This window comes from Rhodococcus sp. NBC_00297, assembly GCF_036173065.1.
Classification (GTDB): Bacteria; Actinomycetota; Actinomycetes; order Mycobacteriales; family Mycobacteriaceae; genus Rhodococcoides.
In genome coordinates this window covers 2094041-2119362 of the sequence record NZ_CP108041.1, presented here as the reverse complement: position 1 = coordinate 2119362, position 25322 = coordinate 2094041, and the positions used below count along the sequence as shown (strand labels likewise).

The window sequence follows — 25322 nt, the reverse complement described above, 5'->3', positions numbered from 1 at the left end:
GGCCGCACGTTGAAGCGACAACTAAAGTTCGTCCCATGAAGAAGAAATGGTGGATCACCGGAGCCGTGGTCGTCGTCCTGGCGATCGTGGCGCTCGTCGTCGGACCGCGTATCTACTCGTCGATCGAGAGCAGCGATCCGGCGGCGTCGGTGTCCACCTCCGGTGCCGAGGCGGCGACGGGCGATCTGGACGGTGAGTGGACCGTCACGTCCGGTGACGCAGCGAATCCGACGTCGGCCGGGTACACCGTCGCCGAGGTGCTCAACGGCACCGACGTCACGGTCGTCGGCACCACGCCGGACGTCTCGGGAAGCGCCACGATCGCGAACCAGCAGCTCACTGCCGGTGAGATCGTGGTGCGCACCGAGACCATCACCACCGACAGCGATCGGCGCGACAACCAGTTCCGCGGCAACATCTTCGATGTCGCGAACAACCCCACCGCCACGTTCACGGTGACGTCGCCGGTGGACCTGTCCACCGTGCCCACCGACGGCACCACGGCGACCGTCACCCTCGACGGCACGCTGACCCTCAAGGGCCAGACGCGCGACGTGAGCGTCGAGACGCAGGTGCTCCGGTCGGGCGAGACCATCGTCGCCTCGGGCAACATTCCCGCGACGTGGACCGACTACGGCATCGAGCCGCCGTCGCTGGGCTTCGTGACCGTGGATCCGACCGGGTCCGTCGATTTCCTGGTGACGCTCGGGAAGGCCTGAGCCGTAGCGTCCGCGGGAGTCCAGCCGGGCGGTCCGACGATGTAACCGAGTTTTTGACGCAGAGTCGCCGCCGTCCGCACGTCCCGTGCGATGGCGGCGTACTCGTGTGTCTGGAGCTTCAGGATGTCGAACGTCTGCACCGGAGTCGTCAGCCCGTAGTGCGGTCGGAACGTCTCGTCGGCGTAGGTCCCGAACAGGCGGTCCCACACGATGAGGATGCCGGCGTAGTTCTTGTCCAGGTACTCCTTGTCGCGGCCGTGATGCACGCGGTGGTGCGACGGCGTGTTGAAGACGAACTCGAACCAGCGCGGCATCCGGTCGATGCGCTCGGTGTGCACCCAGAACTGGTAGACCAGGTTGATCGCGAACCCGGTGAACACCATCCAGGGCGGGACGCCGAGCAGGGGCAGCGGCAACCACATCAGGATCTCGCCGCTGTTGTTCCACTTCTGCCGTAGTGCGGTGCTGAAATTGAAGTACTCGCTCGAGTGGTGCGCCTGATGCGTGGCCCACACGATGCGCGTGCGGTGCGCGATGCGGTGATACCAGTAGAAGAGGACGTCGACGCCGAGCAGCAGGATCACCCACGTGTACCACTGGTCCGAGGGCAGCTGCCACGGTGCGACATACGCGAAGATCAGCGAATAGATCAGCAGCGCCAGGGTTTTCCATGCGGTGGTGGTGGCGATGGACACCAGCCCCATCGCGATGCTGGCCCGGGCGTCGGCGCGGAGGTAGCTTCCACGGTCCGGTCGGCCGGGTTCGTCCTCGGTCTCGTCGCCGTGGCTCTCGAGGACGATCGCTGCGGTCCACTCGAGCGCGAGCAGAACGAGGAATGCCGGCACCGCGAGGGCGACCGGGTCGCGGAGCGCGGTCGGCAGACTGTTCCAGAGATCGGCGATCACCCGCCGCAGTCTACGTGACCGCGGTCACACCGAGCTCAGGCGCGGTACTCGCGTACCAGCGGGCAGTCGAAGGGGTTGCGCTTCGACAGTCCCACCTGGTTGAGGTAGCGGACGACGATGCCGTAGGACTTCACGAGCGACGTCTCGGTGTAGGTCACCCCGTGCTTGGCGCAGTGCTCGCGCACCATGGGCCGCACCTTCTTGAGGTTCGGCCGCGGCATGCTGGGGAACAGGTGATGCTCGATCTGATAGTTGAGGCCGCCCATCATGAAGTCGGTGACGGGGCCGCCGTCGACGTTGCGCGACATGAGGACCTGGCGGCGGAGGAAGTCGATCTTCGCATTGGCCGGAACCAGCGGCATCCCCTTGTGGTTGGGCGCGAACGAGCCGCCCAGCAGAACGCCGAAGACGGCGAAGTGCACGAGGATGAAGCCGACCGCGAGCCCCGCCGGCATCGCGAGGAACGGCAGTGCGAACCCGATGGTGAGCCTCAGCGCGATGAGCGACAGCTCCAGCTTGCGGTGCTTGATCTCCTTGGAGCCGATCAGCGTGCGCACGCTGGCGACGTGGAGTGCGGCGCCTTCGAGGGTGAGCAGCGGGAAGAAGAGCCAGCCCTGGCGGCGGGTGAACGCGCCGTAGAAGCCGGTGCGCTGCGCGACGTACTCGGGGACGAAGGCGATGGGCCCGTTCCCGATGTCGGGATCCTTGCCGATCTGGTTCGGCGCGTTGTGGTGCTTGCTGTGCTTGCCCTGCCACCAGTGCAGCGAGAGTCCTGCGAAGGTGCCGGACAGGATGCGGGCCGTCCACTCGTTCCACTTAGCCGAGTCGAACATCTGGCGGTGGGCGCCGTCGTGACCGAGGAAGCCGAACTGCGTGCTCACGACGGCGAGGGCGACGGCGAGCGCGAGCTGCCACCACGAGTCGCCCAGGAGGAACGCACCGACCCAGACGGCGACGAAGGCCGCCACGGTGCCGATGATGCGGGACCAGTAGAAACCGCGGCGGCGTGACATCAGCCCCGAGGCGCGCACGGCGACGGACAGCTCGGTGTACGAACTGACGAATCGATCTCTGGGGCGTTCGGCGGTGACGGACACTGGTGCCTCTGTTCTGTGGACGGTCTGGCCACGGTGGCTGTCGGTCGTTCTGGCAGTCGATGCAGTGGTGAGAACCGCGGAGAGGGCGGGAAGTGCTCAGGTCACGCCTCTGTCACAAGTGTGACACAGGCAGGGCACGGCGTCGACAGTCCGAGAGTGTCGGTCGTCTTCTCTCAGTGCATCCACAGACGACGGTCGACGTGGCCGGGCGTGGTCGTACCGCGCCAGGTCGGCGCCGTGGCGTAGTGTTCGGATCACGAGCACGCCGCGGTTCTCACCGGCGCCTCGTTCTCCCCCTCGTGACGGACGACTCGTTCTCCTCACCACCGAACTACTGATGAAGGGGTTTCCATGGAACCCGAACTGATCTTTCTCGCACCCGTCACCGCCGACGCGGAGCCCGTCGAGGCTCCCGCGACGTCCGCTGCCAGGGACGTCGTCAACGCGGCGCCGCCCGTCTACACCCAGCTGTTCTCCGAGAAGAACTGACTCCTCTCGATCGCCTGACATGACTGAACCCCGGGACGACCGGTCCACGTCCACGAGTACCGCGGTCACGACCTCGGTGGCGCGGCGCATCACGCCCGGCCGTGAGCAGGACTTCGTGGCCTGGACCGATGCCGGAATCAGTGTGCTGCGCACGTTCGACGGGTTCCTGGGCGGCGGGTGGCTGCGCTCCTCGACCGATCCGTACGAGTACTACGTGCTCTACCGATTCGATTCGGACGCTCATCTGCAGGAGTGGCTCTCGTCACCCTTCCGGCGTGCCTGGGTCGCGCGTGGTGTGGGTGTGGCGGACGACCATGTGACGCATCGCCTCACCGGGGTCGAAGGGTGGTTCGAGCCACAGTCGACGCTCACCGACGCGGTCCGCGTCGTGGGCGCTCCGCCGCCTCGGTGGAAGCAGGCCATCGTCATCTGGTCGGCGTTCTTCCCCCTGTCTCTTCTGCTCAACACCCTTGTCTCCGAGTACCTCTCGCTGGGTCTTGTACTCCGGACCCTGCTCGTCACCCTCGTGAGCACACCCCTCATGGTGTACGTCCTGCTGCCGTTCATCACCGCCCGTGTGAAGCGCTGGCTCACTCCCTGACGGTTCGAAACACCGCGCGAGCGTGGTGAGCGTCACAAAAGTGCACACCACTGCAAACTTGCCGATCCGTGCAAGTTCCGTACTGTGGGATCCGTGAGTTCCGGACTACGCGACCGCAAGAAGGCGGAGACCCGTGCAGCGCTCAGTGCTGCCGCGATCCGTCTCGGGCGGCAACAGGGTTTCGACACCGTGACCGCCGAGGCGATCGCCCGCGACGCGGGGGTGTCGACGCGCACGTTCCACAACTACTTCTCCAGCAAGGAAGAAGCGGCGCTGTACTACCTCGAGCAGGCAGCGTTCGAGTGGGTGGACCTGATCGAACACCGGCCGCAGGACGAGGACTTCTGGGACACGGTGCGCGCCATCGTCTTCGAGATCGTCGACGATCCCGAGCGCGAGTTGACCGAGACTGTCGCGGTCGCGCGGTTCGTCGAGGAGTCGCCGGCTCTGCTGGCGAAGAAGCTCGAGTTCGACCGCTCGCTCTCCGCGGCGTTCAAGAAGGCCGTGGCCCGGCGCACGGGGCTTGATCCCGATCGGGACCTGTACCCCTCGTTGGTCCAGGCCGCGGTGGGCGCCACCGTCAGCGCCGCACTCGGATTCTTCGCAGAGGCATCCGAGAAAGGCTCCACCACAGCAGAATCCGCCGGCGAGGTGGTCCGCCTCGCCATGCAACAACTCGAACGGGGCTTCCGAGCGCCGCTCACCGGTTCCACCCCGCTCCCGCCCGACTGATCGCGCGTCCGTCCGTCACCCGCAGCACGACACCCCCCCGAACGAGGAGAACTCTCATGGCCACCTTCCTGTATCGCATAGGACGGTTCTCGTACCGTCGGAAAGGCATCGTGCTGCCGATCTGGCTCGCCATCCTGGTGTTGGCCGGTATCGGCGCGGCCACGTTGTCCGGCCCGACGAGCACGTCGTTCTCCATCCCGGGAACCCCCGCCCAGGCTGCGCTGGATCTGCAGAAGGAGCGCTTCGGAGGCGGCGAGGATCCGCTCACGTCGGCGTCCGCGCAGTACGTGTTCCAGGCACCCGCGGGCACCACGCTCGACTCGCCCGAGAACACGGCGGCCATCGACGGCGTCATCGCGAACATTCGCGGCATCGCCGCCGTGAAGGACACGGCCAAGGCCGATCCCGCGGCCGGACCGGTGCCCGAGGGTGCCATGCCGCTCCTCGATCCGATCGCCGGCAACCAGGCGATCGTCGATCAGTACGCGGAGGCCGGTCTCGCGCCGGACGTCGCGGCCGCGAACGCCGCGGCCGTGTCGCCGCTCTCACCGGACAAGACCATCGGCATCCTCGACGTGCCCATCACCGGCACCGTCACCGATGTCACGGCCGAGATCCGCACCGAGCTGACCGACGCCGCCCAGCCCGCCCGTGACGCAGGGCTCACCGTCGAGATCGGTGGCAGCGCCATGCAGGCCGCCGAGCCGCCCGGCGGCACCGCCGAGCTGATCGGCCTGGCCGTCGCCGCCGTCGTCCTCGTCGTCATGTTCGGATCGCTCGTCGCCGCCGGACTGCCGCTCATCACGGCCATCGTCGGCATCGGCGTCACCAGTCTGACCATCACCACCGCGTCGGGCTTCGCCGAGCTCACCCAGTTCACGCCGATTCTCGCCATCATGATCGGCCTGGCCGTCGCCATCGACTACTCGCTGTTCATCGTCGCCCGGTTCCGTAACGAGCTGAGCGAGACGGACGACCGTGAGGAAGCCGCGGCACGCGCCGTGGGAACCGCCGGCAGCGCCGTCGTCTTCGCCGGCACCACGGTGCTCATCGCGCTCGTGGCACTGCGCGTCGTCGGCATCCCGTTCCTGTCCCAGATGGGTCTGGCCGCCGGCTTCGGTGTCTTCGTCGCCGTCCTCGTCGCGCTGACCATGCTGCCCGCCGTCCTCGGGCTCTTCGGCGCGAAGGCGTTCGCCGGCAAGATCCGCACCGTGCCGGACCCCGAGCACGACGACAAGCCGACCAACGGCTTGCGATGGGTGCGCATGGTGATCAAGCGTCCCGCACTGGTGCTCATCGTCGGTGTCGTGATCCTCGGTGTCATCGCCGGTCCCATGACGTCGCTGCGTCTGGCGCTTCCGTCGGTGGCCACCGCCGAACCGGGTACCCCCGCTCGTGAGGCGTACGACCTGGTCGACCAGGGCTTCGGCCCGGGACGCAACGGTCAGCTGCTGATGGTCGTGGACGCGAGCAACGTCCCCGAGGCCGATCGGACGGCGGCCTTCCAGGCCGTCGTCGACAGGGCGGCGGCGGAACCCGACGTGACCAACGCACAGCAGGCCGGGCTCAACCCGGCGGGCGACACCGCCCTGGTGTCGGTGACTCCCAAGAGCTCACCGATCAGCGAGGACACGCAGAACCTGGTGACCGCGCTGCGCGACGCCCGGGGTGGTCTGGAATCCGAGTACGGCGTCACCTACGGCGTCACCGGCCAGACGGCGCTCGAGATCGATGTGTCGGATCGGCTCCAGAAGGCCCTGATCCCGTACCTCGCAGTCGTCGTCGGATTGGCATTCCTGCTGCTCATGGTGGTGTTCCGATCGATCCTGGTGCCGCTGACGGCGACGCTCGGCTTCCTGCTCAGCGTGCTCGCCACCTTCGGTGCCACCGTCTTCATCTTCCAGGAAGGTGGACTGGGACTGATCTCCAACCCGCAGCCCATCGTGAGCTTCATGCCGATCTTCCTGATCGGTGTGGTCTTCGGACTCGCGATGGACTACCAGGTCTTCCTGGTGTCCCGGATGAGGGAGGCGTACGTCCACGGGGCGACCGCGAGCGATGCCATCGTCACGGGCTTCAAGTACGGCGCCCGCGTCGTCGCTGCCGCGGCGGTCATCATGATCTCGGTGTTCGCGGCGTTCATGCTGGAACCGGACTCGTTCATCAAGTCCATCGGTTTCGCTCTCGCGGCCGCCGTGTTCTTCGACGCCTTCATCGTCCGCATGATCCTGATCCCCGCGGTCATGGCGCTGCTCGGCGACAAGGCCTGGTACCTGCCGAAGTGGCTGGACAAGATTCTGCCGAACGTGGACATCGAAGGTGAGAAACTCGTCCGCAGGACGGACGAGACCGCACCGGCGACCCAGCAGCCGGCGAACCGGAGCTGAGTCGATGAACTGCACCCACCACGCCTGTCGTCCGACGGGTCCTGTCGAGAAGGAAGGATGCACGACGTGTTGATCTCACTTCTCCGCCGGTATCTGGCGCCGTACCGCGGCGCGCTGACAGGCGTGGTGGTGCTGCAGTTCGTGGCCACCGTGGCCTCGCTGTACCTGCCCAGCCTCAACGCCGACATCATCGACAACGGCGTGACGACCGGCGACACCGGCTACATCCTGTCGACCGGCTCGATCATGCTGGCCGTCTCCGCCGTGCAGATCGCGTGCTCGATCGGCGGCGTCTACTTCGGAGCACGCGCCGCCATGGCGGCCGGCCGCGACATCCGCGGGGCGCTCCTCGACCGCGTCGGCACTTTCTCGGCGCGCGAGGTCGGGACGTTCGGCGCTCCGTCGCTCATCACCCGCAACACGAACGATGTTCAGCAGGTGCAGATGGTGGTTCTGATGGGCTGCACCATCCTGGTGATGGCGCCCATCATGTGCGTCGGCGGCATCGTCATGGCTCTGCGCGAGGACTTCGGACTGTCGTGGCTCCTCGGTATCGCCGTTCCTGCGCTGGCGCTGAGCATGGGCTTCGTCGTGGTCCGCATGGTTCCGGCGTTCAAGGTCATGCAGAAGCGCATCGACACGGTCAACCGCGTTCTGCGCGAGCAGATCACGGGCATCCGCGTGGTGCGCGCCTTCGTGCGCGAGCCGTACGAGGTGGAGCGTTTCGACGACGCGAACACCGCCCTCACCGCCACCGCACTGCAGGTCGGTCGTCTGATGGCGCTCATGTTCCCGGTGGTCATGCTCATCAGCAACGTCACCAGCGTCGCGGTGATCTGGTTCGGCGGTCACGCCGTCGACGAGGGACGCATGGAGATCGGATCGCTGACGGCCCTGCTGAGCTACATCATGCAGATCCTGATGTCGGTGATCATGGCGTCGTTCATCGCGATGATGATCCCGCGCGCCAGCGTGTGTGCCGAGCGCATCACCGAGGTGCTCGACACGAATTCGTCCGTCGTGCCCTCCGCGAAGCCCGTCGTCTTCGCCTCGGCGCCGTCGACGGTGGAATTCGACAAGGCCGCCTTCGCGTATCCCGCGGCCGATCACCCGGTGCTCTGCGACGTGTCGTTCCGGGCGACGGCCGGAACCACCACGGCCGTGATCGGCAGCACCGGCTCGGGCAAGACGACGCTGATCAACCTGATCCCGCGTCTCATCGACACGACCGACGGAGTGGTGCGCGTGGGCGGAACCGATGTGCGAGAACTCGATCCGGAGGCGCTGCGAGCGGAGATCGGACTGATCCCCCAGCGGCCCTTCCTGTTCTCCGGCACCATCGCCTCCAATCTTCGCTACGGCAAGGAGGACGCCACGGAGGCCGAGATGTGGGACGCACTCGAGGTGGCGCAGGCCGCCGACTTCGTCCGCGAGATGCCCGAGGGTCTCGAGACCCCCGTCGCCCAGGGCGGCACCACCGTCTCCGGTGGGCAGCGTCAGCGACTGGCCATCGCCCGCGCCATCATCCGGCGGCCGAGCATCTACGTCTTCGACGACGCGTTCTCCGCTCTCGACCTGACGACGGACGCGAATCTCCGAGCGGCCCTGCGCCCCATCACACCTGACGCCTGCGTCATCGTCGTCGCGCAGCGGGTGTCCACCATCCGCGACGCGGACAGCATCGTGGTGCTCGACGACGGCAGGATGGTCGGCCTCGGTACGCACGACGAGCTGCTCGAGACGTGTCCCACCTATGCCGAGATCGTCGACTCGCAGCGCACCGCAGCGGGTGTCGCATGACGCGGCCCGGCGGTCCTCCCGGTCCCGGTGCTCCCGGCACGAAGGCGATGAGCTTCGGACCGTCCGTCAGGCGGCTGCTGCGCCGGCTCCTTCCGCAGCGCATGCTGCTCACGGTGGTACTCGTGTTCGCCGTCGCCAGCGTCGTTCTCACCGTTCTCGCCCCGAACATCCTGGGCAGAGCCACCAACCTCATCTTCGACGGCATCGTCGGCCGTTCGCTCGACCCCTCGCTGACCAAGGAGCAGGTCGTCGACGGTCTCCGCGCCTCGGGTGAGGGCACACGCGCCGACATGGTGTCGAGCATGGACGTCGTCCCCGGTCGGGGAGTCGACTTCGACGCCGTCGGCAAGGTGCTGGTCCTCGTCCTCATCCTCTACATCGGGTCCGCACTGCTGTCCTGGGTGCAGGGCTACATTCTCAACATCGCGCTGCAACGCGTCATCAAGCGTCTGCGTACCGACGTCGAGAACAAGATCCACCGGTTGCCGTTGCGCTACTTCGACTCCCACAAGCGCGGCGACGTGCTCTCGCGAGTCACCAACGACATCGACAACGTCTCGCAGAGCCTGCAACAGACACTCAGCCAGCTCGTGGTCTCGGTGCTCACGGTCTTCGGCATCCTGGGCATGATGCTGTGGATCTCGCCGCTGCTCGCACTGGTCGCGATCCTGACGGTGCCGCTGTCGATCGTGGTGACGGCGATGATCGCCAAGCGCTCGCAGCCGCACTTCATCGCGCAGTGGAAGCAGACCGGCGCGCTCAACGCACAGGTCGAGGAGGCCTACACCGGCCACGAGCTGGTCAAGGCCTACGGCCGCCAGCACGAGACGGCGCGGGTGTTCCACGAGAGCAACGAGGAGCTGTACCAGGCGAGCTTCCGAGCACAGTTCATCTCCGGAATCGTCATGCCCGCCATCATGTTCCTGGGCAACCTCAACTACGTCGCCATCGCCGTGGTGGGCGGACTGCGCGTCGCGTCCGGCACGCTGAGCCTGGGCGAGGTGCAGGCCTTCATCCAGTACTCCCGCCAGTTCACACAGCCGCTCACGCAGATCGGCTCGATGGTCAACCTGCTCCAGTCGGGTGTCGCCTCGGCGGAGCGCATCTTCGAGATCCTCGACGCCGAGGAGGAGGGCGCCGATCCGTCGGCACCCGTCACCCCCACCACGCGCAGTGGACGCGTCGAGTTCCGGGACGTGTCGTTCCGCTACGAACCGGAGCGTCCGCTCATCGACGGGCTGTCCTTCGTGGCGGAACCCGGCCAGATGGTTGCGATCGTCGGCCCCACCGGCGCCGGCAAGACGACGCTCGTGAACCTCGTGATGCGGTTCTACGACATCGATTCCGGCTCGATCACGCTCGACGGTGTGGACACGCGTGACATGACGCGGGCGACGCTGCGATCGCGCACCGGCATGGTGCTGCAGGACACCTGGCTGTTCGGCGGCAGCATCCGCGACAACATCGCGTACGGCAACAGTGGCGCCACCGAGGAGTCGATCATGGAGGCGGCGCGGGTGAGTTACGTCGACCGTTTCGTGCACTCGCTGCCCGACGGGTACGACACCGTCATCGACGAGGAGGGCAGCAACGTCAGTGCGGGCGAGAAGCAGTTGATCACCATCGCGCGCGCGTTCCTCGCCGACCCGGCCGTGCTGATCCTCGACGAGGCCACCAGCTCCGTCGACACCCGTACCGAGCTGCTGGTGCAGAAGGCCACCGCGGCCCTGCGCAGCGATCGCACGAGTTTCGTGATCGCGCACCGCCTCTCCACGATCCGCGACGCCGATCTGATCCTGGTGATGGAGAACGGGTCCATCGTGGAGAAGGGCACGCACGATGAGCTCATCGCGGCGCGCGGCGCCTACCACCGTCTCAGTGCGTCCGGCCTGCAGGAGCAGCAGTTGGCGTCTGGTTCGATGGGGGCATGACCGACCTCTTCACAGTCGAGACCCGTATCGAGGACCATCTCGGTCGAACCGGCACCCTGCGGACGCCGCACGGCGACATCGAGACCCCCGCGTTCATCGCCGTCGGCACCAAGGCCACCGTCAAGGCGGTGCTGCCGGAGTCGATGAAAGAGCTGGGCGCACAGGCGGTTCTGGCGAACGCCTACCACCTGTACCTGCAGCCGGGGCCCGACATCGTGGACGAGGCCGGGGGACTCGGCACGTTCATGAACTGGGACGGCCCGACGTTCACCGACAGCGGCGGGTTCCAGGTGATGTCGCTCGGCGTCGGGTTCAAGAAGGTCATCTCGATGGACGCCACTCGGGTGGAGTCGGACGACGTCATCGCCGAGGGCAAGGAGCGCCTCGCGCACGTCGACGACGACGGGGTGACGTTCAAGTCCCACCTCGACGGATCGCGCCACCGCTTCACCCCCGAGGTGTCGATGCAGATCCAGCACCAGCTCGGAGCGGACATCATGTTCGCCTTCGACGAGCTGACGACGCTGATGAATACCCGTGCGTACCAGGAACAGTCGCTGGACCGGACCCAGGCGTGGGCTGTCCGCTGCATCGCCGAACACGAGCGGCTGACGGCGGAACGCGTCGGCAAGCCGTACCAGGCGCTGTTCGGTGTGGTGCAGGGTGCGCAGTACGAGGACCTTCGTCGGAAGGCGGCACACGATCTCGAGACCATCGTCGGCGAGACCGGGCGCGGATTCGACGGCTACGGCATCGGCGGCGCTCTGGAGAAGCAGAACCTCGGCACCATCGTCCGCTGGGTGAACGAGGAACTGCCCGAACACAAACCGCGCCACATGCTCGGGATCAGCGAGCCGGACGACTTCTTCGTCGCCATCGAGAACGGTGCCGACACGTTCGACTGCGTGAATCCGTCACGCGTGGCCCGGAACGCGGCGATCTACACCCCGGACGGGCGCTTCAACATCAACACCGCGCGGTTCCGTCGGGACTTCACGCCGATCGACGAGGAGTGCGACTGCTACACCTGCGCGCACTACACGCGGGCGTACATGCATCACCTGTTCAAGGCCAAGGAGATGCTGGCCTCGACCCTCGCCACCATTCACAACGAGCGGTTCACCGTGCGGCTGGTGGACGACATCCGCGCCTCCATCCGCGACGGGCGGTTCCAGGAGCTCAAGAAGGAGACCCTGGCGCGCTTCTATTCCTGAGCCGCAACTCCCCGCGAGTACGCCCATAGTGTCGTGAAGTCGTGCTCGACAACGACAGTATCGACGTATTCGCGGGGGCGGGCGGGGGTCAGTCCGGGGAGTAGGTCGGCTCGCGCTTCTTGATGTACGCGATGACGGCGTAGGTGATCGGGAGCACGAGCACCTCGACGAGGGTCTTCCACAGGAAGCCGACGATGACGTAGTTCACGAAGTCGGCGCCCGTCGTGATGCCGATGACGCCGGCCGCGATGCTGCAGAAGATCAGGGTGTCGAAGAACTCGCCGACCACCGTCGACCCGATGAGGCGGGCCCACAGGTGCTTCTCCTTGGTGCGTTCCTTGATCTTCACCAGCACGATGGAGTTCAACAGCTGTCCGACGGTGTAACCGGCGAGACCGGCGAGGACCAGGCGCGGCACGACGCCGACGACGGTCTCGAGTGCGGCCTGGTTCTCGTAGAACGACGCGGCGGGGAGTTCGATGGCGATCCAGAAGCAGACCGATGTGAGCAGGAGAGAGCCGAAGCCCAGGTAGATGGCGCGGCGCGTTGCCTTGAGCCCGTACACCTCGCTGAGGACATCGCCGAGGATGTACGCGAGGGGGAAGAGGAAGAACGCGCCGTCGGTGTTGATGGGGAGAATCTGGAAGGGCCCGAGCGAGACGTCGGACGCGGCGAAGAAGGCGACACCCTTGCTGGCGGCCACGTTCGAGATCAGCAGTGTCGCGACGAAGAGCGCGACGATGGCGGGGTAGAAGCCACGGCTGATGTGGGCGAACGAGGCCTGTCCAGACGGAGTGTCGCCGTCGGTGGCGGTGGAGTTGGTTGCAGTCACCGGTCGATCCAAGCACCGAGACGACGACGGGCGCGAATCCCCGAAGGGACCCGCGCCCGATGTCGGTGTGTGCGGAGGCTACTTCTTGACCACCTGGGTGCCACCGGCGAACTGATCGTGCTTGCCCTGCTTGGTGGGGCTCGAGTTGACCGTGACGGCGATGACGATCACGGCGATGAACGCGAGCAGGCTACCGAGGAACGGGATGATGTTGAGCAGCGTGAACGCGTTGCGGATCGCGGACTGCTGCAGCGTCGGCCGCGGCGTGCCGGCGGGACCGTGCACCTGGAGTCCGAGGATCTTCTTGCCGAGCGTCGCGCCCTGGCTGACCTCGAGGCCGACGAAGTACGCGAACGTCAGGACGCCGGAGAAGAGCCCGGTGACGAGGATGTTGTCGGTCGCACCGAAGATCGCGGCGAGGATCAGCGCGACGATGCCGACGATGATCCCGTCGATGATGCGCGCGCCCAGTCGAATGCCGAGCCCACCGGGCTGACCGCCGCCGGGCACTCCACCGAAGTTCGAGCCACCGTAGTTGGTGGTGTTGTCGAACTGCGGGGGCGTCGGGTAGCCACCCTGCTGGGGGTAGCCGCCCTGCTGGGGGTAGCCACCCTGCTGCGGCGGGACGTTGCCCTGCGGCGGCGGGTAGTTGCCCTGCGAGGGCGGGGGGTAACTGCCCTGCGAGGGCGGCGGGTAGGACCCCTGCGACGGGGGCGGGTAGGAACCCTGCTGCGGCGGCGGGTAGCTGCCGGGGTTCTGCGGATCCTTGCTCGGGTCGAAACCGCCTGTGGTCATGATGTCCTTCTCGTACGGGTTGACGTGTCGGAGTCTTCTCGCGGCCACCTTACGTCCGATACGCCCCGACCGGTGTGCGATGTTCCGTTGCAACGGGGTCTCGATCAGTGACCGAGCACGAACCACGGCTCCCTCGGGAGCAGGTCCAGGGACCAGTGCGACGCCAGGTCGGACAGCGATTCGTGCGTGCGCTCGGACGGAACCCCGATCGACGACGCGATCTCGGCGCGGACGTCGGACACGCTCTGCCCGGCGGCGAGTCGGTCGCGCAGGGTGACGGCGCCGTCCCGCTTGGCGAGGCGCGTGCCCGTCGGTCCGAGAGCGAGCGGGACGTGCACGTACTCCGGGATCTGCACGCCGAGCAGACCGGCGAGGTAGGCCTGACGCGGCGCCGACGCGAGCAGGTCGTCCGCGCGAACCACCTGGTCGACGCTCTGGAACCCGTCGTCGACGACGACGGCGAGGTTGTAGGCGGGAACGCCGTCCGTGCGCTGGAGGACGAGGTCGTCGACCACGCCCGTGAACTCGCCGACGAGGGCGTCGGTCACGGTGAACGACCGCGTGTCCGAACGCAACCGCAGCGCGGCGCGTCGGCCCTCGGCGCGGCGGGACACGCGTTGCGCCTCGGTGAGGTTCCGGCAGGTTCCGGGGTACGCACCCTCGGGAGCGTGCGGTGCGGACGCGGCCTGCTGGATCTCGCGGCGGGTGCAGAAACACTCGTAGACACGGCCGTCGGCGGCGAGGGAGGCGATGGCCGCGGCATAGGACTCTCGGCGATCCGATTGCCGCACCACCGGCCCGTCGACGGTGATGCCGACGGCGGCGAGATCGTCGAGTTGACGGTGCTCGGCGCCCGGTCGCACGCGATCGAGGTCCTCGACGCGCAGGACGAATCCGCGTCCGGTTCCGCGGGCGAGGAGCCACGCGAGCACAGCCGTGCGGAGGTTCCCGATGTGGAGGTCGCCGGAGGGGCTCGGTGCGAAGCGGCCGTTCACTCGCCGCGACCCATGAGCTCGTCCCGTCGGGACGCGACCTCCGTCCGCAGCGCGTCGACCACCACCCCGACCTCGGGGCGGCGCAGCGTCTCGCCGCGCACGACCAGCCAGTAGGCCAGGGTGACCGACACCTCCGAGCGCAGGATGCGCACGAGATCGCGGTGCCGGTCGGCCATGAAGCACGGCAGCAGGCCGATACCGGCGCCCGCCCGCGTGGCCTCGACGTGCACGAAGACGTTGGTCGAGCTCACCGAACTCCGCATCACCGGGACGTCCGACGACGGGGGAGCGTCGCCGACGGCGACCGAGCGCGCGAGATCCAGGTCGTCGACGTGGAGCATCGACTCGACGAAGTAGACGAGGGGATGGCCGGCGAGGTCGCGTCGGGTGGTGATGGTGTCGTGGTCCTCGAGGTACTCCGGAGTGGCGTACAGACCGAGGCAGTACTCGCCGAGGTGCACGGCCTCGGCGCGGTGCACCTGAGGCGTGCCGACGACGATCTCGATGTCCATTCCCGACCGTTGTTGCGAGGCGCGTCGCGTCGCGGCGACCAGTTCCACGGACACCTCGGGGTGCCGTTCCTGCACACTGACGGCGGCGGGCGCCGCGATGTAGGCGCTGAATCCGTCGGTCGCGGAGATGCGGACGACACCGCGCAGCGACGCACCGCCCGGGTCCACCAGGCCGCGCACCACGCTGTCGACCGTCTCGGCCGCGGCGAGTGCGTGTCGGCCCAGGTCGGTGAGTTCCCAGCCGCCCGAGGTGCGGACCAGTACCCGGCCACCGAGTGATTTCTCCAGTGAGGCGATGCGGCGAGACACCGTCGTGTGATTGACACCGAGGCTGTCCGCGGCGGCGGTGAAGCGGCCGCTGCGCCCGACGGCGAGGAGGACGAGAAGATCGTCCGCGCTGGGCGGCGTGTGCGCCGAGGAGCGTCCGGACGAGGTCATGTGTGCATCTTTGCAGTTCGGTCGTGCGCGCGCGGCCATTGTGCGGCGCGGTGATCTGCGTCGATACTCGACTCGGCGTGTGCCGTGGATCACTGTCCCGGCACCGGAGACTCAGCAAGGAGAATGTCATGTCGGTTGTCGACAGGGTGGATCGCGACGAGGAACCGTCGGGTCTGCGGAAGGTGGTCGCCGCATCCATGGCGGGCACCGTGGTCGAGTGGTACGAGTTCTTCCTCTACGGCACGGCGGCGACGCTCGTGTTCAGCAAGATCATGTTCGCGGAGGGAACCAGCGAACTCGACGCCATCCTGGCGGCCTTCGTCACGTACGCGGTCGGGTTCGTCGCGAGACCGCTGGGCGGCATCGTCTTCGGTCACTTCGGTGACAAGTACGGACGTAAGAAGCTCCTGCAGTTCTCCCTGGTGCTGGTCGGCGCCGCCACCTTCCTCATGGGCTGCCTGCCGACGTTCAACCAGATCGGGTACTGGGCGCCGGCACTTCTGGTGACGCTGCGCTTCATCCAGGGCTTCGCGGTGGGCGGTGAGTGGGGTGGCGCGGTGCTCCTGGTCGCCGAGCACAGCCCGAACAAGAGCCGCGGCTTCTGGGCCAGTTGGCCGCAGGCCGGTGTCCCCGGCGGCAACCTGCTCGCGACGGTCGTCCTGTTGGTGCTCACCACCGTGCTCTCGGAGGACGCGTTCCTCAGCTGGGGCTGGCGTGTCGCGTTCTGGCTGTCCGCCGTCATCGTCTTCGTCGGCTACTACGTCCGTACCAAGGTCACCGACGCCCCGATCTTCGTCGAGGCGCAGAAGCAGGCCGAGGTCATCAAGGCCGCGTCGTACGGCGTCTTCGAGGTCGTGAAGCGTTACCCGCGTGGCGTGTTCACCGCGATGGGCCTGCGCTTCGGCGAGAACGTCATGTACTACCTGGTGGTCACCTTCTCCATCACCTACCTCAAGGTCGAGGTGGGAACCGACACCAGCACCATCCTGTGGTGGATGCTCATCGCGCACGCCGTGCACTTCGCGGTGATCCCGTTGGTCGGTCGCCTGGCGGACACCGTCGGACGCCGTCCGGTGTACCTCGTCGGTGCGGTCACCGCCGGCACGTGGGGCTTCTTCGCCTTCCCCATGATGAACAGCGGCCACAACGTCGTCATCATGCTGGCGATCATCATCGGACTGGTGTTCCACGCCTTCATGTACGCCACCCAGCCGGCGATCATGTCCGAGATGTTCCCCACGCGTATGCGGTATTCCGGTGTGTCCCTGGGCTATCAGGTGACGTCGATCGTCGCAGGGTCGCTCGCGCCGATCATCGCGGTGAAGCTGCTGGACGTCTACGGCTCGTCCGTGCCGATCGCCTGGTACCTTGCCGCCTCCGCGCTCATCACGCTGATCGCCGTCGTGGTGGCTCGTGAGACCAAGGGCATCGCGCTCGAGAGCATCGACATCGCCGACGCGAAGAACCTGGCCACCGAGGCCGAGCTCGCGAAGGCCGGTATCCCGACGAAGTAGTCACGCACACAGCACCGCGCCCTCTCCCGCATCACGGGAGAGGGCGCGTTCGTGTATGTGTCAGGCCTCGGCGACGAGGTGCGGACGCGAGGCACCGGCCTCGCAGTCACGCATGAACTCGGTGAAGATGCGGTCGAAGCGGTCGGGGTTGTCGAGATGCGGGAAATGCCCTGCCCTCTCGAAGATCTCGACGCGGCCGTGCGGCAACTCGGCCCGAGCGTTCTCGGTGTGCGAGTTGGGGATGATGCTGTCGCGAGCACCCCAGACCAGCATCGCCTGGATGTTGGGGAAGTTGGCGAAGTGCGGTGTCGCACTGATGGTCTGACCGCGGAAGCTGATGACGGAGCGGGCGGTCGCGAGGAACGCGCGGCGGGTGCCGGCGTCCTGGACCGACCCGAAGCTGCGCCACGCCTCGGAGGAACTGGCGCTCATCAGGGGGAGTCCCAGCTTGTCGAGCCGATCGATCGCGAGATCGGTGAGACCGCGCACGGTGCGGTTCGCCATCAGCGGGAGAACGAACTCGCTGCCCGGCAGGGTGGCCGCACGCAGGAGCGGGCTGACCTCGGGGCCGAGACCGCCGCTGGCGATGAGCACCATGCGCTCGACCAACTCGGGGAACAGGTACAGCGTCTGCATCGCGATGCCACCGCCGAGCGAGTGGCCCACGAACGTCGCCGACGTGATGTCCAGGCTGTGCAGCAGGTCGCGCACCGTCGCGGCGTGGGAACTGATGGAGTAGTCCCCGGCGGGCTTGTCCGATTCACCGTGGCCGAACAGGTCCGGCACGATGACGCGGTACCGCTGCGACAGGGTGTCGATCTGCGGTTCCCAGTTGTGATGGGAGCCCAGCAGTCCGTGGATCAGGATGACCGCGGGGCCGTGTCCGATGTCCAGATACTTCAGTTCGTTGCCGTGCAGACTGAGTGTCTGCATGTCCGGCTGTGCGGTATCGAGTGCCGCCATGGGAGATCCCTCCGTTGTACTACCGCTCCAGTGTGCACGCTGGTGGGCGGCGGGGAGCCGTTCCGCGAGCATGTGATCCCAGACATTCACTGCCCGGCGGCGGTGTCGGTCACAAGAAGTTTCGGTGGCGAACGACGCGATCAGTGCGTCAGATACACCTTCACCGCCACGACGATCGCGGCCAGCACTGCGGTGGCGATACCGGCCAGGACCAGGCGAAACGACAGTCCGCGGCCGCGCAGACGCTCGGCGACCACCGGGATCGACGCGATACGCAACGTCACCAGACCACCCGCGAGCCCCTGCGCGAGTGCGCCGGGCAGGATATCGAGCCACGCCAGCGCCAGCAGCAACGACGGCGCGACGCCCGAGGAGGCGATCGGCAGTGAGTCCCGCAACTCCTCGCGCCAGTCGACGGTGTCGTCGTCGACGGTGCCGGCCGCGACGGCGTCCGCGAAGATGTGGGCGAGGAAGGTGGTGAGCGTGGTGCCGATCACCAACAACGCCGCCGTACCGTTCGCGATGGACGACGGACTGGCGGCGACCACCACGGTCATCACCAGGACGTTTCCGTAGACGTAGGCCGAGAGACGTCGGGTGGCGCGGTGCGGAGGCAGCACGCCGGCCTTGCGCGTCGTCACTCGGCGGTAGAGGGATCCGACGGGTCCGGGTGTGCTCATCCCGGGAATGCTGCCAGGTGGAGAGGAGTCGCGATGGCCCTGGTCGTGCGCGGTGTCGGGTGGCCACGCGGGGAGCCGCTGCTCGGAGTCACCGACACGGACACCGGCGAGGTGACGTCCCGGCCGGTGCTGTCGTCCGCACTGCGATACCGCGCGCTCGACGCGCCGGGTGTGCTGTGGTGCATCGGTCGCCGCGCCGAGGACGGCCGTCCTGTGGCCTGCCCGAACGGTGCGCGCGCCACCTCCGGGGTGCACTGCGACGCCTGTGTCGCGGCGGATCCGTACCGGTTCGTCCACATCGTCCACCGGCAGGGCTTCCTGTCGAAGGGGCTCGAGAGCGTGGTGATGCAACCGCACTGGCTCTACGTCGCGACCTTCGCCGACGGGACGGACAAGGTGGGAACGGCGGCGGATCCTCGGAAATGGGGACGGCTCACCGAGCAGGGCGCTGTGGTCGGACGCTACGTCGCACGGGCGGTCGACGGACGCGTGGTGCGGCACCTCGAGGACGCGATGACCGACACTGCCGGTCTGCGCCAGGCCGTGCGCGCGGCAGTCAAGGCGGCGGGGTTGACCCGCCCGATCGACCTCGCCCGCCTCGATAGATCGAACGCCGACGCGGCGACACTGGCGCGCGAGGTGCTCGCTGACCTCGGTCCCGACTTCTCCGACGACGACTTCCGTGTCGTCGACGAGCAGTGGGAGCCGCCCGCGGGCCGAGAGGCGGCCTTCACGGGTCGGCGCACGGCCTATCCGCTGGACACTGCCGTCGGTGCGCACGGCCTGACCGTGCAGTGGTGCATCGGTTCCGCCGTCGGCGCCACGGTGTCCGAAGACCCGGACTCGCTCTACGTGGCCGACCTGTCGAGACTGCGCGGGCGCCGCATCGAGTGGGGCGAGTTCGACACCGCGCTGCCCGCCATGCAGGAAGCACTGTTCTGAGTTTGTCCCCGGCCGCCGCGTGGCATTCGTGAGCCATGCCGACCTATCGAGTGAGAGACACCAGCGACGACTCCATCCTGGCCACGGCCGAGCACGAGGACGTGTCGACAGCCGAGGCGTGGGCCGCGGTGGTCGTGGAAGGGCTCGACCCGGCTCCGGTGACCTGGGTGCTGGACAGAGAGTGAGAACGAAGAAGACCCCCGTGCAGCGCACGGGGGTCTTTCTCTGCGGAGGATAGGGGATTTGAACCCCTGAGGGCGTTAACCCAACCCGCGTTCCAGGCGAGCGCCATAGGCCACTAGGCGAATCCTCCGTCGGCTACCTTACCGGCGACACCCCCTCGGAGACGAATCGGGTCGGTTCGGTGGTGCGCGGGGGATGTGGCTAGACTCGTCCACGGATCCCGCGCGGCGCGCATCCTGTGAACTCCCCCAGGGCCGGAAGGCAGCAAGGGTCAACGGGCTCTGCCGGGTGCGCGGGGTCCCCTTAACTTCCCGCCACGCGCAGTCGCCTCGAAAGGCCCTCCTCGCCATGACCGGCCAAGCTCAACTCGGACTGATGAACCCCGACGAGCTGGCCGCGGAGCACGAGAAGCGCACCGCCGAGTACGAGGCACTGGTCGCACGCGGACTCTCGCTGGACCTCACCCGCGGCAAGCCGTCCCCCGAGCAGCTCGATCTCGCGGCCGGCCTGCTCACCTTGCCCGGTGAGGACTACCGGGACGGCAAGGGCACCGACTGCCGCAACTACGGCGGACTGCAGGGCCTGCCCGAGCTGCGCGCCATCTTCGGTGAGCTACTGAACATCCCGGCCGCGAACCTGATCGCGGGAAACAACGCGAGCCTCGAGATCATGCACGACCTCGTGGTGTGGGGGCTGCTGCACGGCACCGTCGACTCGGTGCGTCCGTGGTCGGCCGAACCCGTCGTCCGCTTCCTGTGCCCGAGCCCCGGTTACGACCGGCACTTCGCCATCACCGAGAGCTACGGCATCGAGATGATCCCGGTGACGATGAACGAGGACGGCCCCGACGTCGCCGAGGTCGAGCGGCTGGTCTCGGGCGATCCGCAGATCAAGGGCATGTGGTGTGTGCCGAACTACGCCAACCCCACGGGTGCGGTGTACTCGGAGGAGGTCACCCGCGCTCTCGCGACGATGCCCACTGCGGCCGCCGACTATCGCCTGTTCTGGGACAACGCCTACGCGGTGCATCCGCTGTCAGACGAGTTCCCGCCCGCGTACGACGTGCTGAGCCTGGCAGCGGAGACCGGTCACGCGAACCGTCCGTACGTCTTCGCGTCCACGTCGAAGATCACCTACGCCGGTGCCGGCGTCAGCTTCCTCGGTTCGTCGTCGGCGAACCTCGACTGGTACCTGGGCCACTACGGCAAAAAGAGCATCGGCCCCGACAAGCTCAATCAGCTCCGCCACCTGCGTTTCTTCGGTGATGCCGACGGTGTGCGCACACACATGGCGAAGCACCGCGAGATCCTCGCGCCCAAGTTCGCGATGGTCCAGGAAATCCTCGACGACAGGCTCGGTGCCTCGAAGGTCGCATCGTGGACCGAGCCCGACGGTGGCTACTTCGTCAGCCTGGACGTGCTCGACGGCACCGCTGCGCGCACCATCTCCCTGGCGAAGGACGCCGGCATCGCCCTCACCGGCGCCGGCTCCGCCTTCCCGTACAAGCGCGATCCCGACGACCGGAACATCCGCCTCGCCCCCAGCTTCCCGTCCACCGACGAGTTGTCCGCGGCGATGGACGGCGTGGCCACCTGCGTGCTGCTGGCCGCGACGGAGAAGCTGCTCGGGTCGTAGTTTGGTCGGGTTCTCACACCGATTCCGGCAGGGTTCACCGGCTGCAACCCCTGTGAGTTGCGGAAACCGGTGACGGTTCGACGCCTGTGGATGGCCATGAGCAGCATTCCTGGATCTCGGCCACGATCGTCACATGAGCGACGAGGGCGAAGCCGCAGAACTGATCCGGCGCGCGGATCTTCTCGGCCGAGGTGTGTCCGACACCGAGATCCGCAGTGCACGCAGGTCCGGGTCCATCGTGGCCGTGCGGCGGGGGTGTTTCGTCGACAAGCGGCGTTTCACCGACTCCACGCCGGAGGCTCGACACCTTCTCGCAGCCCGGGCAGCCCTGGCCGCAGGCGGACCGGGTCTCACGCTCAGCCACGAGTCGGCCGCGCTGGCGTGGGGCATGTCGTTGTGGCAGGGGCCGCCACCGCTGGTGCACCTGACGGTCGACAGGCCGACCGGCGGACGTGTCGACGCGGTACGGCACCTCCACACGCATCCACTCGCCGATGTGGACGTGGTGATGCGTGACGGTGCGAGAGTGACCTCCGCGGCGCGGACCGTGGCGGATCTTGGGTGCGCCTTGAGCTTCGAAGCCGCTGTGTGCGTTGGTGATTCGGCGCTGGCATGCACTCCGACATCGATCGACGACATCACCGAGGCGATCCGCGGGTGTGGCCGTCGGCGCGGCGTCGCGGGCGCTCGACGTGCCGCCGCATTCTTGGACGGTCGTAGCGAGAGCGTCGGCGAATCGCGCAGTCGGGTGTACCTCGATCGGCACGGGCTCCCCGCGCCCGAGCTGCAGATCGAGATCGTGATCGACGGGCGCACGTATCGGCCGGACTTCCTGTGGGAGGACCAGCGCGTGATCGGGGAGTTCGACGGGATGGTGAAGTACACCGGTGGAGGCGAGGCGACCGAGAGCGTGATGATCGCCGAGAAGCTCCGGGAGGACGCTCTGCGTGCCGCCGGGTGGATCGTCGTGCGGTGGACGTGGGCGGACCTCGTCGACGGTCGGCTGGCGCAGCGCATTCGTGCTGCGCTGTCCGCGTGAAAGAATGACGCCATGGCCACGACGCTGCACTTGGTGGGGGATCCCGACGCCGACGCCCTGCTCGCCTCCGACCCGCTCGCGCTGCTGATCGGGATGTTGCTCGATCAGCAGGTACCGATGGAGTCGGCGTTCGCCGGTCCGAAGAAGCTGGCGGATCGCATCGGGTCGCTCGACGTCCGCGCGATCGCCGAGATGCCGGAGGACGACTTCCTCGCGATCTGCTCCACCCCACCCGCGGTGCACCGGTTCCCGGGGTCGATGGGCAAGCGGATCCAGTCGATGTGCTCGTACATCGTCGACGAGTGGGACGGCCGCGCCGACGCCATCTGGACGGACGGCGACCCGGACGGCAGAGAAGTGCTGAAGCGACTGAAGGCGCTGCCCGGGTACGGCGATCAGAAGGCGCGCATCTTCCTGGCTCTGCTGGGCAAGCAGATGGGTGTGGAGCCGGCCGGGTGGCGCGACGCCGCCGGATCGTACGGCGACGACGGCTCCCGACGATCCATCGCCGACGTGGTCGACGCGACCAGTCTGGGCGAGGTGCGCGAGTTCAAGAAGGCGGCCAAGCGGGCCGCCAAGGAGAGCGCAGGATCGTAGGTTCCCGCCGACCGTTCTGTCGGTCGACGTCGGTACTCTCTCTCGCGTGGCCCTGTACCGGAAGTACCGTCCAGCGACGTTCGCGGAAGTGGTCGGGCAGGAGCATGTCACCGAGCCTCTGTCCGTCGCACTGGACTCGAAGCGCATCAATCACGCCTACCTCTTCTCCGGCCCTCGCGGGTGTGGCAAGACGTCGTCCGCACGCATCCTGGCGCGGTCGCTCAACTGCGTCCAGGGTCCGACGTCGACGCCGTGCGGAGTGTGCGGCTCGTGTGTCGCGCTCGCTCCCGGCGGCCCGGGCAACCTCGACGTCATCGAGCTCGACGCGGCCAGCCACGGCGGCGTGGACGACACCCGTGAGCTGCGTGACCGCGCGTTCTACGCGCCTGCGGAATCGCGCTACCGCGTCTTCATCGTGGACGAGGCCCACATGGTCACGACGGCGGGCTTCAATGCGCTGCTCAAGATCGTGGAGGAGCCGCCCGAGCACCTGATCTTCGTGTTCGCGACCACGGAGCCGGAGAAGGTGCTGCCGACCATCCGCAGCCGCACCCATCACTACCCCTTCCGGTTGCTGCCTCCGCTCGCCATGCGCGGTCTGATGGAGCGCATCTGTGCGGAGGAGAAGGTCACCGTGCAGGATGCGGTGTATCCCTTGGTCATTCGTGCCGGTGGTGGCTCCCCGCGCGACACCCTCAGCGTGCTGGACCAGCTGCTCGCCGGTGCAGGTGACGAGGGTGTGCAGTACACCCGCGCACTCACTCTGCTCGGCGTCACCGACGTCGCGCTGATCGACGAGGCCGTCGACGCACTGGCCGCCCGGGACGGTGCCGCTCTGTTCGGCACCGTCGAGAAGGTCATGGACGCGGGCCACGATCCCCGCCGGTTCGCGGTGGACCTGCTCGATCGACTCCGCGACCTCATCCTCATGCGTGCAGTCCCCGATGCGGGGGAGCGCGGACTCGTCGACGCCCCCGCCGACATGCTCGAGCGGATGCGCGACGAGGCGGAGCGCATCGGCCCGGCCACGCTGGCCCGATTCGCGGAGACGGTGCACGCCGGACTCGGTGAGATGCGCGGCGCCACGGCTCCCCGGCTGTTGCTGGAGGTCATGTGTGCGCGGATGCTGCTGCCGGCGGCGTCCGATGCGGAAAGTGCTGTGCTGCAACGGTTGGAGCGACTCGAACGGCGCCTCGACGTGACCCTGCCCGCAGGCGAGGCCGCTGCGGTCGAGGCCGAACATCAGCACGACCGCCTCGAGGCGGCGGCGCAGCAGCAGACGTACCGCCGTCCGTCCGAGCGGGCGGCCGAGCCGGCCGCCGCTCCCGCGCCCGTCGTCGACGCCCCCGCAGCCAGAGTCGCTGCACCGGAACCGGTCACACCCGAACCTGCGCGCCCCGAACCTGCGCGCCCCGAACCTGCGCGCCCCGAACCGGCCGCAGCGCAGCCGCCCGCAGCGCAGCCGGCCACCCCTGAGCCCGAGCCGACCCCGGAGCCCACCCCCGTAGCCGTGGAAACCCCGGCCGCCGAATCGACGACACCCGAGCCCGCCGAGAGTGCACCCGAGCCGGCAGAGACCGCCCCCGAGACAGCACCCGAGCCCGCCGCGCCGAGTCCCGCCGCGGCGGAGGGTCCGGATGCCGCGGACGTGCGCGCCGTCTGGTCCGAGGTGCGGACGAAGGTGCGGGAGCGCAGCCGCACCGTCGAGGTGATGCTCTCGGGCGCCACCGTGAAGTCTGTCGGGGACGGGGCGATCGTGTTGGCTCACGACTCGGTACCGCTGGCCAAGAGGCTGGTCGAGCCCCGCAACGCCGAGGTCATCAAGGACGCGCTGCGTGACGTCTTCGGCGTCGAGTGGACCGTGGTCTGCGAGGCGGGCGACGGCACCGCCCGGTCGGCGGCACCGGCGCCGGCATCCACCCCGGCCGAGCGCCCGGCGTCCACCGGCCCTCGGTTCTCGCGCCCGAGCAGGTCGGCGCCCACCCCGGAGCCGGCACGGCCGGCGCAGTCCGGCAGCGCCCCGGCGCGGTCGACGCCCTCGCGCCCGTCCGACGACGACATCCCCCCGCCGCCCGAGGAGCCCGACTATCCGGACGACCCGGGTCCCTCGCCGTACGACGGTCCACCTCCCCCGGAGAGCCCGGAGGAGCAGGAAGAGCTCATGAAGCAGGCGAAGGAGCCGGTCGATCCGTCGACGCGTCGCGATCCGGACGAGGTCGCGCTCGAGCTGCTGCAGTCCGAGCTGGGTGCCACCCCGCTGAAAGACGTCTGACCTGCTGCTGACGGTGTGAAACACCGGCAGGAGTGTCACAGTGCGCGCTC

23 protein-coding genes, 1 tRNA gene and 1 other RNA gene are annotated in these 25322 nt (G+C 67.8%); 16 read left to right on the top strand and 9 right to left on the bottom strand.

Annotated elements, in window-relative coordinates; translation table 11 throughout:
• Positions 1–35: 35 nt before the first annotated feature.
• On the top strand, positions 36–719 hold the full coding sequence (locus OG947_RS10150) for a YceI family protein (RefSeq protein ID WP_328813840.1): 684 nt from the start codon (positions 36–38) through the stop codon (positions 717–719).
• Here OG947_RS10150 and OG947_RS10145 read toward each other — a convergent pair.
• Positions 632–1633, bottom strand: a complete 1002-nt coding sequence (locus tag OG947_RS10145; protein ID WP_442973124.1) for a sterol desaturase family protein — start codon at positions 1631–1633, stop codon at positions 632–634. The two genes, OG947_RS10150 and OG947_RS10145, sit on opposite strands and share 88 nt — an antisense overlap.
• Positions 1634–1659: 26 nt before the next feature.
• The gene (locus tag OG947_RS10140; protein WP_027506613.1) at positions 1660–2721 is read right to left on the bottom strand and encodes a fatty acid desaturase family protein; all 1062 of its coding nucleotides are present in this window, start codon (positions 2719–2721) and stop codon (positions 1660–1662) included.
• A gap of 351 nt (positions 2722–3072) precedes the next feature.
• Here OG947_RS10140 and OG947_RS10135 point away from each other — a divergent pair, with 351 nt between their 5' ends.
• From OG947_RS10135 to tgt, 7 genes are all read left to right on the top strand, one after another.
• A complete protein-coding gene (locus OG947_RS10135) occupies positions 3073–3210 on the top strand; it encodes a hypothetical protein (RefSeq protein ID WP_155957101.1) in 138 nt (45 codons plus the stop codon).
• Between the two features lie 19 nt (positions 3211–3229).
• On the top strand, positions 3230–3811 hold the full coding sequence (locus tag OG947_RS10130; RefSeq protein WP_027506614.1) for an antibiotic biosynthesis monooxygenase: 582 nt from the start codon (positions 3230–3232) through the stop codon (positions 3809–3811).
• A gap of 93 nt (positions 3812–3904) precedes the next feature.
• Entirely contained in the window at positions 3905–4543 is a 639-nt protein-coding gene (locus OG947_RS10125) for a TetR/AcrR family transcriptional regulator (protein WP_051613574.1), read from the top strand.
• A gap of 56 nt (positions 4544–4599) precedes the next feature.
• On the top strand, positions 4600–6930 hold the full coding sequence (locus tag OG947_RS10120; RefSeq protein WP_222633292.1) for an MMPL family transporter: 2331 nt from the start codon (positions 4600–4602) through the stop codon (positions 6928–6930).
• 66 nt (positions 6931–6996) lie between these two features.
• Positions 6997–8730 carry an ABC transporter ATP-binding protein gene (locus OG947_RS10115; RefSeq protein ID WP_328813838.1) on the top strand — a complete coding sequence of 578 codons (1734 nt, stop codon included), beginning with the start codon at positions 6997–6999 and terminating at the stop codon, positions 8728–8730.
• Positions 8727–10661 carry an ABC transporter ATP-binding protein gene (locus tag OG947_RS10110; RefSeq protein ID WP_222647538.1) on the top strand — a complete coding sequence of 645 codons (1935 nt, stop codon included), beginning with the start codon at positions 8727–8729 and terminating at the stop codon, positions 10659–10661. Before OG947_RS10115 ends, OG947_RS10110 begins: the two co-directional genes overlap by 4 nt.
• Positions 10658–11875, top strand: coding sequence for a tRNA guanosine(34) transglycosylase Tgt (gene tgt / locus OG947_RS10105; protein ID WP_328813837.1), 1218 nt, complete (start codon positions 10658–10660; stop codon positions 11873–11875). The genes OG947_RS10110 and tgt overlap by 4 nt, the downstream gene beginning before the upstream one ends.
• A gap of 88 nt (positions 11876–11963) precedes the next feature.
• Here tgt and OG947_RS10100 read toward each other — a convergent pair whose 3' ends face one another.
• The 4 genes from OG947_RS10100 to OG947_RS10085 all read right to left on the bottom strand — a co-directional run bounded on the left by OG947_RS10100 (position 11964) and on the right by OG947_RS10085 (position 15447).
• The gene (locus OG947_RS10100) at positions 11964–12707 is read right to left on the bottom strand and encodes a queuosine precursor transporter (RefSeq protein WP_027506618.1); all 744 of its coding nucleotides are present in this window, start codon (positions 12705–12707) and stop codon (positions 11964–11966) included.
• A gap of 78 nt (positions 12708–12785) precedes the next feature.
• On the bottom strand, positions 12786–13502 hold the full coding sequence (locus OG947_RS10095; protein WP_027506619.1) for an RDD family protein: 717 nt from the start codon (positions 13500–13502) through the stop codon (positions 12786–12788).
• 104 nt (positions 13503–13606) lie between these two features.
• Complete coding sequence (gene gluQRS, locus OG947_RS10090) at positions 13607–14497, bottom strand: tRNA glutamyl-Q(34) synthetase GluQRS (protein ID WP_328813836.1); 891 nt, start codon at positions 14495–14497, stop codon at positions 13607–13609.
• Complete coding sequence (locus OG947_RS10085) at positions 14494–15447, bottom strand: LysR family transcriptional regulator (protein ID WP_231476434.1); 954 nt, start codon at positions 15445–15447, stop codon at positions 14494–14496. Before OG947_RS10085 ends, gluQRS begins: the two co-directional genes overlap by 4 nt.
• A gap of 128 nt (positions 15448–15575) precedes the next feature.
• Here OG947_RS10085 and OG947_RS10080 point away from each other — a divergent pair, with 128 nt between their 5' ends.
• The gene (locus OG947_RS10080) at positions 15576–16961 is read left to right on the top strand and encodes an MFS transporter (RefSeq protein ID WP_027506622.1); all 1386 of its coding nucleotides are present in this window, start codon (positions 15576–15578) and stop codon (positions 16959–16961) included.
• Between the two features lie 60 nt (positions 16962–17021).
• Here OG947_RS10080 and OG947_RS10075 read toward each other — a convergent pair whose 3' ends face one another.
• Positions 17022–17924 carry an alpha/beta fold hydrolase gene (locus tag OG947_RS10075; protein WP_027506623.1) on the bottom strand — a complete coding sequence of 301 codons (903 nt, stop codon included), beginning with the start codon at positions 17922–17924 and terminating at the stop codon, positions 17022–17024.
• Positions 17925–18064: 140 nt separating this feature from the next.
• Positions 18065–18604 (bottom strand): hypothetical protein, encoded by a 540-nt coding sequence (locus tag OG947_RS10070; protein WP_307096695.1) that lies wholly within the window; start codon positions 18602–18604, stop codon positions 18065–18067.
• A gap of 33 nt (positions 18605–18637) precedes the next feature.
• Between OG947_RS10070 and OG947_RS10065 the strand changes: the two genes are divergently transcribed.
• Both OG947_RS10065 and OG947_RS10060 read left to right on the top strand, forming a co-directional pair.
• Positions 18638–19546, top strand: a complete 909-nt coding sequence (locus OG947_RS10065) for a DUF2797 domain-containing protein (RefSeq protein ID WP_328813834.1) — start codon at positions 18638–18640, stop codon at positions 19544–19546.
• Between the two features lie 50 nt (positions 19547–19596).
• Complete coding sequence (locus OG947_RS10060; protein ID WP_268788599.1) at positions 19597–19731, top strand: hypothetical protein; 135 nt, start codon at positions 19597–19599, stop codon at positions 19729–19731.
• A 43-nt stretch (positions 19732–19774) separates the two neighbouring features.
• On the opposite strand, the gene OG947_RS10055 is transcribed toward OG947_RS10060, so the two are convergent.
• Positions 19775–19859 (bottom strand) — tRNA-Ser (locus OG947_RS10055).
• 82 nt (positions 19860–19941) lie between these two features.
• On the opposite strand from OG947_RS10055, the gene ffs reads away from it, so the two are divergent.
• The 5 genes from ffs to OG947_RS10030 all read left to right on the top strand — a co-directional run bounded on the left by ffs (position 19942) and on the right by OG947_RS10030 (position 25272).
• Positions 19942–20036: signal recognition particle sRNA small type (ffs, locus tag OG947_RS10050), an RNA gene on the top strand.
• Between the two features lie 41 nt (positions 20037–20077).
• Positions 20078–21364 carry an aminotransferase class I/II-fold pyridoxal phosphate-dependent enzyme gene (locus tag OG947_RS10045; protein WP_328813833.1) on the top strand — a complete coding sequence of 429 codons (1287 nt, stop codon included), beginning with the start codon at positions 20078–20080 and terminating at the stop codon, positions 21362–21364.
• A gap of 133 nt (positions 21365–21497) precedes the next feature.
• Positions 21498–22403 carry a hypothetical protein gene (locus OG947_RS10040; protein WP_328813832.1) on the top strand — a complete coding sequence of 302 codons (906 nt, stop codon included), beginning with the start codon at positions 21498–21500 and terminating at the stop codon, positions 22401–22403.
• A 12-nt stretch (positions 22404–22415) separates the two neighbouring features.
• Positions 22416–23000: an HhH-GPD-type base excision DNA repair protein gene (locus OG947_RS10035; RefSeq protein ID WP_328813831.1), complete on the top strand. Its 585-nt coding sequence runs from the start codon at positions 22416–22418 to the stop codon at positions 22998–23000.
• Between the two features lie 46 nt (positions 23001–23046).
• Positions 23047–25272 (top strand): DNA polymerase III subunit gamma and tau, encoded by a 2226-nt coding sequence (locus OG947_RS10030; RefSeq protein WP_328813830.1) that lies wholly within the window; start codon positions 23047–23049, stop codon positions 25270–25272.
• Positions 25273–25322 lie beyond the last annotated feature (50 nt).